Source organism: Actinomadura coerulea (assembly GCF_014208105.1).
Taxonomy (GTDB): domain Bacteria; phylum Actinomycetota; class Actinomycetes; order Streptosporangiales; family Streptosporangiaceae; genus Spirillospora; species Spirillospora coerulea.
Map to the genome: position 1 here is coordinate 6,288,804 of NZ_JACHMQ010000001.1, position 15,581 is coordinate 6,304,384.

Here is a 15,581-nt window from a genome sequence, read left to right on the forward strand (position 1 = left end):
GCCGCTGATGGAGATCCTGGCGGGCTGGCCCGGACGCTGGCGCTACCCGGAGCTCGCCACGGCCCTGGCCGGCGGGCACCCGCTGGACGGGCCCGGCGCCGCGATGCGCGTGCTCTCCGGGCTCGCCGATCCGGTGACGGCGGCCGGTGGCATCGAACGGCTGATCGCTGTGGGCGAGTTCCAGCTCGTCGACGAGGTCCTCACCGGCGAGGACGCGTCCGCAGGCGGAGAGATCACCCCCGAGGGACTGCGCAAGCTGCACGAGAAGCTGGCGGAGGCCAGGCGAGCGGCCCGCGCGGACATCGAACTCCGGCAGGCGACGCTCGCCGAACGGGCTCGCCGTGCCGAGGTCCGCCCAGCTCCGTTGCCCGATCTCATGGAACTGGCCCAGTCCCGCCTCGCCGACGCGCAGGAACTGCTCGACGGTGAGCTCGAGTGGATCCTCGCGGAGGAAGAGAGGGTCGCCGAGGAACTGACCGGAAGGCTGAGCACCGCGGCCGCGAGTGAGGCACACCGCAGCGCCGTCCAGGCATGCATCGACGCCGGCGAGTTCCCCACCGCCCGGCGGCTCCTCGAAGCGGGGCGGGTTGACATGGACAGCGGTGGCCCCTCCTCCGTGCCCCGGCCCCCGCACTGGGACTCCTCGTTGGGCGCCACCCTGGAGGAGATCCTGCTTCGCTACACGCCGGATCCCGCGCAGCCGCAACGCTCGAACCATGCCCGGTTCATCGATGTCGGAGACTCCGGGCAGGAGGTCGTGGAGGCGCTGCGCCACCTGTCCGCCCACATGGACGAGCCCAACGTCGGTACGTTCGCCACGGTCCTCGGCCGGATGCTGGGCGAGGACGTCCGCCCGCTGGTCACCGCCCACGATGGTGGTTTCCAGACGACGCTGCTCGGCCTCGACGACGCCCGGCTTCCGGGCCTGCAGGTGACCCGTCGCACCGGCATCCCCCTCTGGGTCGCCGAAGCGCACGCCCCGCCGCCTGTGGACCTGCCGCGGCCCCTCGTGTGGTTCGTCCCCGCGGTCCTGCGTGCGACGGCGCATCGCCCGCCCGGAACGGCCTTGCTCACGGCGCCGGACCTGCTGTGCCTGCTGGCCCGGCCGCCGCAGGGCGCTCAGTCCGGGCCAGCGAGCCGCCGCGTCAATCTGCTGCGTGCGATCGTTCCGCAACTGATCGCCCCTCCGACTGGCCTTGCCGGCATCACAGACGCCTCCCTCGGCATAGACCTGAACTCAGGCGCGTCGCCGCGCGAAACCCTCGCGTGGCTGCTCGACCTATGTGGCGTCGCCGCCGACGCCGTCGTCGTCGACACCCTGGAGTACGAGACGGGGGCGCACCCGCTCGCCGCCTGGGTGCTGTTGGATCTGCTGCTGTCGGAGCCGCCTGCCGACCGCCGCCTCACGCCGGCCGAACTTGACACCGTCCGGAGCAACGAAACACGCAGTCTGATCCGGGACAGGGTCACCGCGGGGCTCGGTGTCCTGGAACGCGCGGTCCTCGGCATCGCCTACACGCTGCACCGGGATGCGTCGTTCAGCGCTGCCGACGTGCTCACCGACGTGTCGCTCATGGGGCTCGGCGAGGACGAGACCGACCAGGCCGTCCAGCACCTGGCCCCTGAGACCGTCCTGCCGCGCCTGACGGGCGAAGCACTTCTCAGAGAACACCCGGACGGCTACGGCACTCTAGGCTCCGGCCTCGGGGAGGTGATCGCCGAGGGTGCCGAGGAAATGGCGGGCCGAGCGCTACGCGAGCTCGTCGACCAGGCCGACGACGCGGAGGCCGCCATGATGGCGATGCTCGCAGGTCAGGCCCTCGTGCAGGTCGGCCACCGCAGCGACAACATCGTCATGGGCACGCAGGAGCTCCTCGACGCGCTCGCGGACGAACCGGACCCCGACGCGCGCGCACGGCTGCTCGCCCGTATCCGCGAAAACGTCGCCCGGCTCAGCGGCGGCCAGTACCGCAGGGCGTTCGAGGAGCTCCAGCGTCCGCCGGAGGACTGCGGCCTCACCGACCTCGTCCGCAAGCTGGGCCGCAGGGTGGAGTGGCAGGAGGGCATCGAGATCTCGTTCCGCTGCGAAGATGCGGCCAGAGCCACCGTTCACGCCGTCCGCGCGCTGCTCGAACTCGCCCTGGAAAACCTGCTCATCAACGCGGTCCAGGCGATGCGGAAGGCTGAGATCCCGGCAGAACGGCAGGAGATCACCCTTTCGGTGCGCGGCACGGAACGGGATGGCCCTGAGGATCGCCCTGGACCGTGGAACATCGTGGACATCGAGGACGCCGGACCGGGACTGACGCGAGAGGACCGGGCAAGGCTGCTGCGCGGCGACACCTTCTCCAAGCACGGCAGCGGCGGGACGGGGCTCAGGGAGGCCCGGGAGATCGTCCGCAGGTTCGGAGGCGCGATCGAGATCTTGCCGGGCTCGGAACTGCTCGGCGGCGCACACCTGCGGGTCTGGCTACCGCGAACCGCTACCGACCCCGCACGCGCAAGGCACTGACACGGGCACGGTGGAGGGCCGCCGACTCAGCCCCGGCCCCAGGTGTCGACGAAGGCCCGCACGGCCTGCTCGGCCTCGTGCAACGGACTCGAAGACAACGTCCGTCGCACGGCATCCGCCGACCGTTCGCATTCCCTCACCCGCTTCTCGCCGTCCCTGGTCCTGATGCGTCGCAGGCGCCGGTCGGCGTGGAAATACGCCGACTCCAGCCAGGTCGACAGCCGCGCGCACACGTCCTCCTCCTCGTCGGAGGTGAGCGCCTTGGCGATAGCGCGGATGGCCGGCAGGTTCAGCCGCCGCCCCTTCTGCTTGTTGACAATCCTGACAAGCCGGTAGCGGTTGCGGTGCAGCGGCGGTTGCAAGTCCAGGTCGTCCCACGGCGGCGCCACCGTCATCAGCGCGGTCGGAATCTCGGTGTTGTCCCGGAGCCACTCGACAATGTCGAACCCTTGCTCGTCGTTCAGCGCCTCGGTCAGATGCAGGTCGACCAGCGCACCGTGGCAGCGCAGGATTCGGTCGCGGTCGCTCTTCAGCAGCCGGTGCCAGTCGTCTAGACCGCCGACCGGCAGGCAGTCGTAGCCGTCCGCCTCCAGGCAGACGACGATCTGCTCCAGCACGTCGTCCTCGACGACGAGCAGGCGCTTGCGTTCGCGCCTGGCCAGCCGGTCGCGCAGCGGCGCGCACTCCGGATCCGAGGGGAACAGCCCGACGAACTCCTCCAGCCCCGCCATGCCCTCCAGGCCCGCCGACTCGATCCGAGCGACCAAGGTCGTGCGCGCCTGGAAGACCGGCCTCCAGCGGTTCCGGCGCGTCCGCGGTTGGGCGGCCCGCGGGTCCTCGCGCCAGTAGCCGATCAGCTTCGCGACCTGCGCCTCGGTGGGCTCGGCCGGTAGCGCGCGGACGCCGTCGACGAACTCCGCCGCGTCCACGCGCACCCGGTCCACCTCGAGCGCGTATCCATCGGTAACCAGGGAACCGAAACGCGGAATGGGCAGCTCCAGTTTGTGCAGAGTCTCGAAATGCTTGTGCAGTGCACTCTTGGAGGCGATGGCCCGGCCGCCGTTCGGATGGACCACCGCGTCTAGCAGTTCCGGGGTCTTCATCCCCTTGCGCCCGGCGAGCGCGAGACAGGTCAGCACCGCCGCGGGCAGCGGCGACAGCGGCGGCAGCAGCTCCCCGTCCTTCCTGACCACGAGAGCTCCCAGGACGTCGATCGTCCACAAAGGCCTCGTCCGCTCCACAAACCAACGATAACCGGGCTACTGAGATTTCTCTGAGTAATGCGCCGCTATAGCCCCAAAACTCAGCGGCCGCCCGCGCGGCGCGGGGGATTCTCGCGGGCATCTTCGTGGCTAGGCGAGACGAGAACGTCTCCGGTTGCAGAAAGGCCACACCACCATGCACGAGGTCCGCCTCACCCGCGACGAGCAGCCCATCCCCAACCGCGTCGTGGTCATCATGCCGTTCGGCAAGAAGATCCTGGAGGACGGGACGACCTTCGACTTCGACTGGTACTACGAGGACGTCGTTCGGACGACGATCCAGGAGGCGGGGTTCGTCCCCGTCCGCGCCGACGGCGTCTACGGCCCGGCCTCCGTCCAGGGGGTCGTGTGGCGCGCCATCCAGCAGGCCGAACTGGTCGTCGTCGACTTCTCCGGCCGCAACCCCAACGTCGCCATGGAGTACATGGCGGCGCGGCTCATCGGCAAGCGCATGATCTACCTCGCGCAGCACCCCGACGACATCCCCAGCGACGTGCGCGGCCTGCGCTACATCCCGTACGCCTACGGGTACGCCGAGATGGCCGCCATGCAGAAGGAGTTGCGGGTCCAGCTCGAGGCCGTCCGCAAGGAACCCGCCCAGGAAATGGCCCTGATCCCGATGGCAACCGGTGGCACCGTCCCCACCCGCGCCCGGGTCGTGTCGGTCAGCCGTGAGTTCGCGGTCGTCCGGGCCGAGGACGGCCGCCCCGGCGTCCTCGGCTCCGAGGACGTCGACTGGGGCCGGATCATCCCCGACATGACCCGGCACTACTCGGTCGGCGACCAGGTCGACGGGGCGTTCGAGATGCTGCCGACCGGCGGGATGAAGTACACGCTGCTCGCCGGTCGGCCGAACCCGTGGAACGAACTGGCCGCCGAGCACCCCGTCGGGCACGCCTTCACCGGCACCGTGCACAGCGTCCGCGACCCCGGGGTGTTCGTCCGCGTCCACGGCCCCATCAACGGCCTGATCCCGCGCGGCAGCCTGCCGGCGGGCGCCTTCCTCGCCCCCGGCGACGAGGTGGAGGTGACCACGGTCGACATCGACCCCCGGCGCCGCCGTGTGACCCTCAACCTGATCCGGAGCACCGCGGCCCGGCCGGCGACGGGGCCGCGGGTCGGCGACCGGCTGGAAGGGGAGGTCCACCGGATCCGCCCCGAGGGCGAGGGCGGCTTCGTCCTGCTGAGGGTGGAGGGCCGCCGCCGCCCCGTCTTCCTGCACTGCACGCAGATGACCCCCGACCTGCGCCAGGACCTCAACTCGGGCGGGATCGAGATCGGCGAGGTCATCGACCTGGAGGTCACGCGCGTCGACGACGTCGGCGACAAGGTGTACGTCCGCGACATCCCGGAGGACGCCACCGAGAGCTCAGTGGCGTGCGAGCCCGAGCAGCCCCCGCTGGCGGAAGCCGCCTGACCACACCGGGGAGGGGCCGCGGCCACCGCTGTGGCCCCTCCTCGGGCCTCCCTTTCCCCGAAGGAGAGCCCTGTGCCAACCGACCGCGACACCATCGTCGAGCTCTACAAACTGGCCGTCGAGACCGCCGACCGGACCTCCGCCCGCCGCGCGACCGCCAACGCCTTCTTCCTCACCGTCCAGACCGCGCTCGCGGGCCTGGCCGCGGCGCTCCCCGCGGAGAGCGCCTTCGCCGGGACCGCCGTCTACCTGGCGGCCCTCACCCTCTGCGTGACCTGGTGGATCCAGCTGGGCACCTACCGCGCGCTCAACCGTGCCCGGTTCGCCGCTATCAGCGAGCTGGAGGCCGACTTGCCGGTCGCCCTCTTCACCGACGAGTGGGCCGGCCGCCCCCGCGCCTACATAGAACTCGGCGTCGTCGAACGGACGATCCCCTACGTCTTCGCCGCCATCCACACCCTGACGTTCGCCTCGATGCTCAACGCCTGACCGTCGCCGCGCCTGTCCGGTACGCACCCCGTACCGGACAGGCGACGGCGCGGGTCGTCGGCGGGGTCTGGTATGTGTCGGCCTACTGATGTCGCCAAGCCGCAGCGCATACCTCTATCCAGTCGCAAGGTCGGGCACACGATCGATCGTTAATAGTGAGTATGGCGGGGAACCGTCCAGTGGCGTGACATCCTCGAACGCGTGGTCTGGTGCGAAGAGAAGGAGCCGACCATCGTCCCGATGCGCCAGTGTGAGGTTCCCGTTGGCCTCTACGGCGACGGCGTAGTACTCAACTGGGTTGATGGAGACCTTCAGGCCATCGCCTTCCCAGAGCCACGCGTAGTCGGCCAGGACGTCTGAGACTCGTACACGTGCCGCCTGGTCCGTGAGCACTTGGTTCTGGTTGCGCCACCAGGTGCTGGGTTCACCGAATCTCTCGACGATTCCGCCGCAGAGCTTCCAGAAGCTCATGTGCGCCTTCGGAAAAGACCCGCCGTCCGCATCCTGGGGCGGGTGGCAGAGCCATCCCCGTCGACCGTCCGGTGGTCCCCACGCCAGCAACTCGTACGCCGTGTCTCCGACGAGGATCGGGGTGAGAGTCGTCGAGTCGAGCAGTGCGGACAGTTCAGGTAGTTCTTCGGCCGATCCGCGGGTCCACGGCTGTGCCTCGCCCACTACGACGTTCTCGTCGGGTTGGAGGAACCATGGAACCTCCTGGAGGAACAGCTCCCAGTCGCTCATGCTCCGATGATGGCAGGCCCGCTCTTGCCCACACCGACCAGGAAACCCGCGAGGTCGCTCATCGGCTCCTTGGGGCGCCGGGCCGGTCTCAGGTGAGCAACTTCAGCCTGCCGCCTCCTTGTAAGCATTGGTGAGGATCTCCAAGAGGTCGTCGGAGACCTCGTGGGTGACGTTGCCCTGCTTCAGCGTGGCCTGTAGGGCCGCTTCGACGAGTGGGATCGAATGGGGTGCCCGTCGCTCGAACACGCCCCGCCAGAACTGCAGGTAGACCGATTTGGTGTCCTTATAGATGGTCACCAGGCCCGCATCGCCAGATAGGCGAGGGAGCAGCGTGGTGATCCCTGCCTTTCCCTGGTAGGTGGCCAGGTCTACCAGCCGGTCTCGCTGCAGTGCCTCTGCCCACCGGGTGAGCCTTTCGAGCAGCTCCCGTTTGTCGGCTGGCGCGTCCGCGATGACCGCGCGGAACTCCTCGGAGCCGGGGACCGTACGCTGTCGCTCGGTCACCTCGGCCGTGGACAGCTCCCGGTCTCGCCGTGCGGGTTCAACGCGCTGGGGCACGAGGACCTGTCCGCCGGCTACGTCGTAGACCGAGACGGTGACGAGGTCGATGACGATCCCTTGGCTCACCGATTCCAGATAGCCGACGATCTGCGCCAACTCATCCGGAACGCTGTCGAGGACGACGACCAACCGGAAACTGCCCTCCGCCAGGCTTTGCGCGAGCCCTTCGGCGAACGCCTGCGGATCGACGGAGTGCTCCTGGTCATCTGCCTCGACAGCGCTCACTACCGTTTTGAATCCGCGCTTGTTCAGGTGGGACGCCAGGACCTGCGACTCAAGCTGGCCCGCATCAAGACCCTGGAGGTATGCCGCGTAGGAGAGAACCTGAGCCACCACCGCGCGGCGAGCCTCGGTGTTCCCGGCCAGCTTCACCTCCACGATCACCATCTGCCCGGAGGGCTCCACGGCCACAAGATCGGCGTATCCGCCGCCCAGCCGTACTTCGCGCCCCAGCACCGTGATCCGCGGAGAGCCGGCCAGCGGCAGAATCTGTGGACTCTGCTCGACGAGGTCATGCAACGCTGCCTCAGCTGGATAGCCGCTCGGTGTGAGAAGGCGCCACTTTCCGCTTTGATCGGTGCTCCAGATAGCCGTCACAACCTGAACATAACGCCCGAAGGTATGACCAGCCCAGCTTTTCCAACAGCCGCAGGCGACGTTGACGATCGCCCGCACTGATCGGCTCAGGTCGCAAATCGTTATCCCGAAGTCGGCACACCGAATCGGATCTCAGCCCTGTGTGCCGTACCGCCCCGGCCGGGCGGGCTATACGCACCCGCCTCTCGGTCTGTTGATTTTAGGTGTCAGCATGACACGCCGATGCTTGAAGTTGTCAGCCCCCGGGTGATGAGAGAAGCTGGGCGCCAACGCTGCGCCCTGGGTCCCGCTGGCGAAGGGCGCGGGGCAAGAAATGGAAAACGCAAGCGTTATCGGGCGCGGTCCGCAGTGGGAGAGGGATCGGGCGCGATCCCGGGTCAGGAGGCTGATGGTCGAAGAGGGGTGCGGCGAGTCCTCGTCGAGCATGGCGAGGCGACGCAACCGCCGAGCTCATGGCGAGTCGAGGCGGAGGCGGGTGTTGTACGTCCTGTTTTCGGAGGATGAGCACGCGGCGGTGTCGAGGGCGGCAGAGCGTGAGCGGCTGGCGACCGCGGCCTGGGCGGCGCTGACGTTGCTTGCTGCGGCGAGCGGGACGCCGCGTGCAGAGCACAACGAGATGCGCGAGGTACTGCAGGCCGTCATGCAGGCGCGTGGTCAAGCGCAGCGGATCGGCGTCAATCTCAACCAGGCGGTCGCCGCGCTGAATTCGGGAGAGGTGTCGTCGACGATCCAGTGGTATGCCCGCGCCGCCGCGCAGACGGTCCGCAAGCTGGACGACCTGGCCGAGGAGTTGAGAAGGCGGCTGCCGTGATCATAAAGGCATTGGCCCTGAGCGTTGCGTCGTGATCGGGAAGGTCTTGCGCGGCGCCCGGGTCCAGGGACTGCTGCGGTACCTCTACGGCCCGAGCGCCAACGGCGAGCATCACAACCCGCACATCGTGGCGGGCTTCGAGGACGTGGCCGATCTGGAGCCGGGGGTAGGGCCTGATGGTCGCCGCGACTTTCGTCATGTGGAGGGTCTGCTGACACAGCCGCTGGCCTTGCTCGGTGAACGGAACTACCGCAAGCCCGTCTGGCACTGCGCAGTCCGGGCCGCTCCTGAGGACCCGGTTCTTACTGATGGGCAGTGGGCGCAGATCGCGGCCGAGATCATGAGCCGGACCGGCTTGGCACCGACGGGGGACGTGGGCTCCGTTCGCTGGATCGCCGTCCGCCACGCCGACGACCACGTCCACATCGTGGCCACGCTGGCGCGGCCGGACGGCGTCCGGCCAGAGGTATGGAACGACGGGTACCGGGTGCGCGACGCCTGCCAGGCGGTGGAGGAGCGATTCGGTCTGCGTTCCACGGCGCCGGCGGACCGCACGGCCGCCCGCCGCCCCAAACGCGGCGAGACCGAGAAGGCCGTCCGCCGTGGTCAGGCGGTGCCATCTCGTACCCTCCTGCGTCGAAAGGTCCAGACGGCGGCCGCTGGAGCCTGCAGCGAGAGTGAGTTCTTCGAGCGCCTCCAGGCCGACGGTGTCCTGGTGCGGCAGCGGTTCAGCCAGCGGACGGCCGGCGAACTGACTGGGTACGCCGTGGCTGCGCCCGGTGATGTGAACGCGGATGGGCAGCCCGTCTGGTACGGGGGAGGCAAGCTTGCCTCGGACCTCACGCTGCCCAAACTTCGCCACCGCTGGGCAGGTGCGGACGGCACGGTCCGCGGTTCGTCCGCCGTCCGTCCGCTGGACGGACGGCACCTGTCCGAGCGGACGAAGCGGGCTGTGCTGCGGACGACCGTCCGCCGTGCCGCGGACGAAGCCCGGACGACCAACGGGTTCCTCGGCCGCCTCCAGGACTACGGCCTCCTGGTCAAGGTCCGCGACAGCCAGCACGCGCCTGGCCAGATCACCGGCTATGCCGTCGCGTTCCCCACCGACCACGGTGAGGAAGAACCGACCTGGCACGCGGGAAGCCGCCTTGCAGATGACCTCTCACTGACGCGCCTCCAGCAACGCTGGACCTCGCCCGCCACCGGCCCCGCGCCAACGATCGACGACGACCTCACTGTCGAGGAACGGCAGGCGTTCTACGACGACGCCGCCCGTGCCGCCGCCCACGCCACCGCCCATCTCCGTCGCCACCTGGCTACCAATCCGCACGCCGGCCAGGACGCCTGCTGGGCTGCCTCCGATGCCCTCCACGCGGCCGCACAAGTCACCGGCAACCACCACCTCCGCCGCGCGGCCGACGCCTACGACCGTGCCGCTCGCGCACCCTACGGGCGTCTTCCCCGTCCCAGTCCTGCTGGCAACGCCTTGCGCACCACGGCCCGGCTCCTCGCGCTGACCGGCGTCATCAAGGATCGGACGACGGTGTCGGCGGTCCTGCTGGTCTCCAGCCTCATCAACCTGCTCGACACCATCGCCGAGCTCCGCCGACTCCAGCGCCGGCAAGCCCAAGCTGAAGCCGCCCGGAGAGCAGCCTCGCAGGTCCGCGCAGCAAGACCCGCCAGTCCCGACAACGTGCCACGTCCACCAGCAGAGGCAGCCACGTCCTCGCAAGCACTCCTCGCCATGGCTGCCTTCCCCAGCCCATGGGCTCCGCTGCTACCCACGACACCCAGCTGCTCCGCACCGTCCAGCCCCACGCCACCAGCCCGCCCAAGCCGCCCGCGCCGCTAACAAGTTCGCCATGGCGAAGCATCACTCCACCTCCACATACCAAGACACGGAGGCATCCGAATGCAGACCATGCAGTACAAAGACCTCGACACGCTCCCTACGGTCGTCAGCATCATGACTGCCGCACGCGCACTTGGACTGTCCCGCACGTACGCCTACGAGCTGGCGAAGCGTGGCGACTTCCCCTGTCGCATCATCCGAGTCGGCACCACCTACCGCGTGCCGACCGCGGAACTCCGCAAGTTGCTCGGCGTCACGTAGTCCTCAGGAGTCGGCTGGCTCGCTGATTCCGGGTGAACCAAGGAGACGCTGGCAAGTCCGGGAGAGAGGCCGCCCGGCGCCGGGATGGCGACGAAGCTCGGCATCCCGGCGCAGGGCGTCTGACCTCGGCTTTCAACCACCAAGGCTTTGCTTGAAAAGATCTATCTGACTGTAGTTCACTCACCGTGAGCGTGCAGAAGCAGAACGCCACTGCCTCCCTTCCGCGCCCCGGGACCTCCCGTCACCCCCTGCCCGTGAGGCGATCGAGGGCCTCGCTGCCCGGCAGGAAGCGTTCTGCGAAGCCCCTTACACCCGCCTGAAGCTCACCGAGATTGACGAGGAGCTCGGCGCGAATCGAGTGGTGTCCGGCTGGGAGACGGCCTCGCGAATAGAGCAACTCCCGCAGAGCCGTTTCGCAGCCCCCGCCACCACGGAACGAACCGTTCCCGAAGGAGGAGACATGCGAGGTACGACCTACAAGCGCTGCGGTTGCCGTAATCCCGAGACCGGCGAGAAGTACCCCGCGGGCAAGTGCCCGAAGCTGGTCATCCGCGACCACGGAGCATGGTGGGCGCGCTACGACGCCCCCGCAGGAAGCAGCGGCCGACGAAGACAGCCGACCGTCGGGCCATTCAAGACCAAGAAGGCGGCGCAGCAGGCACTCACGGAAGAGCTGGCCAAGTTCGAGATCCATGGACGGCAGCTGGATCGGAGCCTGAAGACGGGCGCGTACCTGGAGACGATCTGGCTTCCTGCCAAGAAGGAGAGCCTGTCCGCCTCGACATTCGCGGACTATACGGAGATCGTCCAGCTCTACCTGGTGCCCGGCTTGGGACACCTCAAGCTGGTCGACCTGAGGGACAAGCACGTAATCGCCCTGTACGAGGCGATCATGCAGATCAACCGTCCCCTCCCCGAGGGGGCGAAGCCGAGCGAGATGCTCCGGCGCCTGATTGAAGTCCGCGCGTACTCAACGCGACACCTCAAGGTCGGAGAGGCTCCTCGCCGCAAGCAGACCAAGCCCATCTCCCCGACGCGGGTGAGGAAGATCCATGCGGTTCTGCTCTCGGCTCTCAACTGGGCGGTGAAGTCCAAGCGCCTGAGGGAGAACCCGATCGCGCACGTAGAAACACCTCGCATCAGGGGGAGGCGGGCGAAGCCGCTCGTCTGGACGACCGAACGCGTCCAGCGATGGCAGGAGACCGGAAAGGTGCCCGGCCCGGTGATGGTCTGGACGCCCGCCCAGACCGGCGCCTTCCTCGACTTCATCGCGGACGAGCGGTTGTACGCCCTCTTCCACCTGGTCGCCTTCCGCGGGCTGCGTCGAGCCGAGGTCGCGGGACTGGCCTGGGCGGACACCGACCTCCAGGGGGCAGGCACGCTGACCGTCCGTGAGACGCGTCCTGGTTCCGAGGGCCAGGCCGACGAGTACGACGACACCAAGTCCGAGGCCGGCGAGCGCACCGTGGCGCTGGACGAGGCGACCATCTCGGTACTGCTGGACTGGCGGGCCGTTGGAACGAGAAAGATCCGCCGCTGGCCCCGAGGTATGGGTGGACTCCGGACGGGTCTTCACCCGCGAGGACGGGGTACGCCTGCGTCCCCAGTGGATCTCCACACGGTTCGAGGACCTGATCAAGAAGTACGGACTCGTCCAGGACAAGCACTCCGTCGAGGGCTGGTCCATCGACAGGATCGCCCGTCACCACCGGATCTCTGTTCGCACCGTCCAGGTGGCGACGGGAGGTGAGCCGCTGCCGCCGATCCGCTTCCACGATCTACGACACGGAGCCGCGACGCTCGCCCTGCTCGGCAATGTCAACATGAAAGTGATCAGCGAGACTCTCGGCCACGCCCGCCACTCGTTCACCGCCGACACCTACACGTCGGTGCTTCCCGAGGTGTCCCGGGCAGCCGCTGAGGCGGTGGCTGCGGTCGTCCCTCGTCGGACGCGGCAGAGCACACCTGACGCCGCCAACGTGATCTCGCTTGCGGATCGACGTAACCGGCGCGGCCAACACGCAGGGTAATCAAAGCCGGGCCGGTCAGCACCCGCATCGTCCGGCCACGAAAGCACTCCGCCGACCTCCCGTGCACACCATGTGCACACCAGGCCAGGAGAAACGGACATCTGGAATGCGACAGGGACTTCGCTCAAGATTGTGATCTTGGACGAAGTCCCTGGTCAGTGTGGCGGAGGATCGGGGATTTGAACCCCGGATGGGCTTGCACCCAAACCGCATTAGCAGTGCGGCGCCATAGACCGGACTAGGCGAATCCTCCAGGAGCCCTCAGGCCCAGGACAGGTTACCGGTTCGGCGAGCCAACCGGCAAAGCCTGACCCTTGGCTCCGACAGCATAGTCGGAAACACGCCCGAGCGCCGCGCTCCCGGGGCCGCGGGAGCGGATCGCGTCGGGCGTCAGCCGCCGAGCCGGAACCCGGTGAATCCGCAGGCCTCGGCGAGGTCGTTGCCGTGCTGCCGCATTCCCGCGAGGTCGGGCTGGCGCGGGGTCGTGCTGCCGGACTGGACCTGCCGCAGCATCGACGCGGTCTCGTCCAGGTCGCCCGCGAACGCGGTCGCGGCGCTCTCGACGTCCCCGCCGGCGCTCTGGCCCTCGGAGCGCACCTTGGCGGCCGTGTCCGAGAACTTCTGCGCGGTGGCCGAGGCGCCGCCCGGCGTCGTCATCGACATCCCGCCGGTGGAGAAGCTCCGCAGCTCGGTCTCGATGTTCTTGCAGGCGGTCTTCTTCTTCCCGCCGGCGATGGCGTCGACCGCGCCACAGCCCGTGGAACCGAGCATCAGTCCACCGACGGCGAGGACGCCGACCAGCTTGGTGGCGGACATGCGCATGGGGTTTCTCCTTCAGGGGGTTGGGCTTTCGGACGGGCTACACCCTCCCAGGGCACACCCGCTCTAATCACCCCTTTGGCGTACCTACCCCACCATGGGTTCCGTGACTCAGGTCACACTGCCAGGCTCTCGCATCCGTCAACCGATTCGCGGTCAGGTCCCCGGAGCCGGTACAGTACTTCCGGCAGGCACCCGTAGCTCAACGGATAGAGCATCTGACTACGGATCAGAAGGTTAGGGGTTCGAATCCCTTCGGGTGCGCAGCAGGTCAAAGGCCCCTTCCGATCTTCGGGAGGGGCCTTTGTGATCTCCTATGTAGCAACGCATGTAGCAACGCGACGCTAGGACGCCGAACGGCGCCGCTTCCGGCGCTCCCCGGCGAGGTCGACGAGCATCCCGTCCATCGCCTCGGCCGCGGCGTCCTTCACCTCCTCCAGCAGGTGCACGTAGATCTCTGCCGTCGTCGAGAGCCGCGTGTGCCGTAGGACGCCTTGGATCACCTTGAGGTCGACGCCGTCCGCGAAGAGGAACGACCCGCAGGCGTGGCGCAGGTCGTGGATCCGGCAGCGCTCGACGCCGGCGGCTGCACAGATGTCCTCCCACATGCGGTTGACGTTCCGGGGTTCGAGCGCCGTCCCGATGGTCGTGGTGAAGACGAGACCCTCGTCGACCCACAGGCGCGCGGCGTCCTGCTCGTCCTCCTGGCCGGTGCGGTGCTCGCGCAGTGCTGCCACGGCGAACGCCGGGAGTTTCAGCGTGGCCTTGCTCGCCTGCGTCTTGAGGCCCTTCCTGACGAGCCGCCCCTTCCGGCGGCCGGTCTCCTCGTCGACCTCCCCGCGCATTCGCTGGACGGACTCGACCAGGCGTACGGTGCCGGCGTCGAGGTCGACGTCTTCCCACCGCAGGCCGAGGCCCTCCCCGCGGCGCAGGCCGAGCGCGAGCAGTAGCAGCCAGTACGCCCACAGCCGGTGTTCGGCCGCCGCGCCGAGCAGGGCCCGCACCTCGTCCTTGGACAGCTCACGGGGCGGCTTGCGCTCGACGGTCGGCGCGTCGACGAGCAGGCACACGTTCCGCTTCACGCTCTCGTCGTCGACGGCATCGTTCAGCGCCTTCCGCAGGACGGCGTGCGCGTAGGCGACGGTGCGCGTCGAGAGCGTCTCCGGCGGCGGAAGCTTGGTCTCGCCGGGGCGCAGCTTCTTGCGGGACCGGCCGCTCGGCTTGCGCGCCAGCTCTAGCAGCCATGCCCGGATATGGGTCGTCGAGAGGTCGACCAGGCGCACGCGGCCGAGGTGCGGGATGACGTGCTTCTCGCAGGTGTCCCGGTAGGAGTCGAGCGTGGACGCTGCGAGCTTCCCGGCCTCCACTCGCTGGGGCAGCGTCACCGGCAGCCACACCCGCGTGAGGTAGTGCTCGACGGTGTCCGTCCGCCCGGCCGTGACCGGCTGGTTGTCGTCGATCTCCCGTTGCGCCTGCTTGCGCTTGTCGTCCGCTTCCTTCCTGGTGTCGCCATAGACCGGCTTGCGCTTGCCGTTGGGGAGGTAGACGGTCGCTACCCACTTCCCGTCGCTCGCGCGCTGGTAGGGGCGCCCGTCGCGGTTCCCTCGCGTGCGGGGCTTCCTGCTCGGCTTCTCGCTCATCCGGCCTTTCCTCGTTTCCCGGGCGGGAGGTGACCGCGTAGCCGCGCCTCCCGAATCCAACGGTGCACGGTGGTCGCTGGCACGCCGGCATCTTCCGCCATGCGCGCCGCCGGTTTCGCGCTCACGGCCGCGTGCCATCGGTAGTGCTGGGCTACGAGCTTGTAGAACTCGTCGGGCGGAACACCCCCGCCCGGCCTGGACAGCTTCACCTCGGGACGGCTCAGAGATTTCGCGCCGAGCGCCGTACGCACCTCGTTCGCCGCGGCCTCCAGCCGCCCGATCGGCACAGCGCGCAGTGTGTCGGAGGTGACGGGGTGATCTGGCGACCCTCGCAGGACAAGCCCGGTCACCACGAGCCGCGTGTCCCGCTGCTCATCCCACGTGGCGTACACCCGCACCCCGGGCATCACGCCGTCGATCGCTCCCCACTCGGAACCGCCGAGCTGATCCCAGAACTCATCGGCGCCCGGCTCGTAGTCGACGTGCTCCCACTCGCCCCCGCCGGTCCCTTCCTTACTCGTCATACCGGCGACAGTACGCCCAGGTACGCCGAGGTTCAACAAGTGCGCGGAACACGCCGACAAACCTC

14 protein-coding genes and 2 tRNA genes are annotated in these 15,581 nt (G+C 68.6%); 9 read left to right on the forward strand and 7 right to left on the reverse strand.

Annotation, left to right across the window (positions count from 1 at the left end; genetic code table 11):
* The first annotated feature begins 7 nt into the window (after window positions 1-7).
* On the forward strand, window positions 8-2,512 hold the full coding sequence (locus BKA00_RS29025) for a sensor histidine kinase (protein ID WP_185030284.1): 2,505 nt from the start codon (window positions 8-10) through the stop codon (window positions 2,510-2,512).
* 26 nt (window positions 2,513-2,538) lie between these two features.
* Here the strand turns inward: BKA00_RS29025 and BKA00_RS29030 are convergent, their stop codons facing one another.
* A complete protein-coding gene (locus tag BKA00_RS29030; RefSeq protein ID WP_185030287.1) occupies window positions 2,539-3,705 on the reverse strand; it encodes a hypothetical protein in 1,167 nt (388 codons plus the stop codon).
* A 184-nt stretch (window positions 3,706-3,889) separates the two neighbouring features.
* Between BKA00_RS29030 and BKA00_RS29035 the strand changes: the two genes are divergently transcribed.
* Window positions 3,890-5,191 (forward strand): S1 RNA-binding domain-containing protein, encoded by a 1,302-nt coding sequence (locus tag BKA00_RS29035; RefSeq protein WP_185030290.1) that lies wholly within the window; start codon window positions 3,890-3,892, stop codon window positions 5,189-5,191.
* Window positions 5,192-5,263: 72 nt separating this feature from the next.
* The gene (locus BKA00_RS29040) at window positions 5,264-5,680 is read left to right on the forward strand and encodes a RipA family octameric membrane protein (RefSeq protein WP_185030295.1); all 417 of its coding nucleotides are present in this window, start codon (window positions 5,264-5,266) and stop codon (window positions 5,678-5,680) included.
* 114 nt (window positions 5,681-5,794) lie between these two features.
* Here BKA00_RS29040 and BKA00_RS29045 read toward each other — a convergent pair whose 3' ends face one another.
* Entirely contained in the window at window positions 5,795-6,421 is a 627-nt protein-coding gene (locus tag BKA00_RS29045) for a hypothetical protein (protein WP_221493329.1), read from the reverse strand.
* A 102-nt stretch (window positions 6,422-6,523) separates the two neighbouring features.
* Window positions 6,524-7,579: a PDDEXK family nuclease gene (locus BKA00_RS29050; protein WP_185030297.1), complete on the reverse strand. Its 1,056-nt coding sequence runs from the start codon at window positions 7,577-7,579 to the stop codon at window positions 6,524-6,526.
* A gap of 475 nt (window positions 7,580-8,054) precedes the next feature.
* Between BKA00_RS29050 and BKA00_RS29055 the strand changes: the two genes are divergently transcribed.
* From BKA00_RS29055 to BKA00_RS39385, 5 genes are all read left to right on the forward strand, one after another.
* Window positions 8,055-8,390 carry a hypothetical protein gene (locus BKA00_RS29055; protein ID WP_185030302.1) on the forward strand — a complete coding sequence of 112 codons (336 nt, stop codon included), beginning with the start codon at window positions 8,055-8,057 and terminating at the stop codon, window positions 8,388-8,390.
* Window positions 8,391-8,421: 31 nt separating this feature from the next.
* Entirely contained in the window at window positions 8,422-10,242 is a 1,821-nt protein-coding gene (locus BKA00_RS29060; protein ID WP_185030305.1) for a relaxase/mobilization nuclease domain-containing protein, read from the forward strand.
* A gap of 60 nt (window positions 10,243-10,302) precedes the next feature.
* Window positions 10,303-10,503, forward strand: a complete 201-nt coding sequence (locus BKA00_RS29065; RefSeq protein ID WP_230298595.1) for a helix-turn-helix domain-containing protein — start codon at window positions 10,303-10,305, stop codon at window positions 10,501-10,503.
* Between the two features lie 460 nt (window positions 10,504-10,963).
* Window positions 10,964-12,253 (forward strand): tyrosine-type recombinase/integrase, encoded by a 1,290-nt coding sequence (locus tag BKA00_RS38390; protein ID WP_221493330.1) that lies wholly within the window; start codon window positions 10,964-10,966, stop codon window positions 12,251-12,253.
* The gene (locus BKA00_RS39385; RefSeq protein ID WP_230298594.1) at window positions 12,237-12,533 is read left to right on the forward strand and encodes a tyrosine-type recombinase/integrase; all 297 of its coding nucleotides are present in this window, start codon (window positions 12,237-12,239) and stop codon (window positions 12,531-12,533) included. The genes BKA00_RS38390 and BKA00_RS39385 overlap by 17 nt, the downstream gene beginning before the upstream one ends.
* Window positions 12,534-12,694: 161 nt before the next feature.
* Here BKA00_RS39385 and BKA00_RS29075 read toward each other — a convergent pair.
* Window positions 12,695-12,786 (reverse strand) — tRNA-Ser (locus BKA00_RS29075).
* A gap of 137 nt (window positions 12,787-12,923) precedes the next feature.
* A complete protein-coding gene (locus tag BKA00_RS29080) occupies window positions 12,924-13,355 on the reverse strand; it encodes a hypothetical protein (protein ID WP_185030308.1) in 432 nt (143 codons plus the stop codon).
* A 188-nt stretch (window positions 13,356-13,543) separates the two neighbouring features.
* On the opposite strand from BKA00_RS29080, the gene BKA00_RS29085 reads away from it, so the two are divergent.
* A tRNA-Arg gene (locus tag BKA00_RS29085) sits at window positions 13,544-13,616 on the forward strand.
* A gap of 80 nt (window positions 13,617-13,696) precedes the next feature.
* Here the strand turns inward: BKA00_RS29085 and BKA00_RS29090 are convergent.
* Window positions 13,697-14,992 (reverse strand): tyrosine-type recombinase/integrase, encoded by a 1,296-nt coding sequence (locus BKA00_RS29090; protein ID WP_185030310.1) that lies wholly within the window; start codon window positions 14,990-14,992, stop codon window positions 13,697-13,699.
* Complete coding sequence (locus BKA00_RS29095; RefSeq protein ID WP_185030312.1) at window positions 14,989-15,516, reverse strand: hypothetical protein; 528 nt, start codon at window positions 15,514-15,516, stop codon at window positions 14,989-14,991. The genes BKA00_RS29090 and BKA00_RS29095 overlap by 4 nt, the downstream gene beginning before the upstream one ends.
* Between the last annotated feature and the right edge of the window lie 65 nt (window positions 15,517-15,581).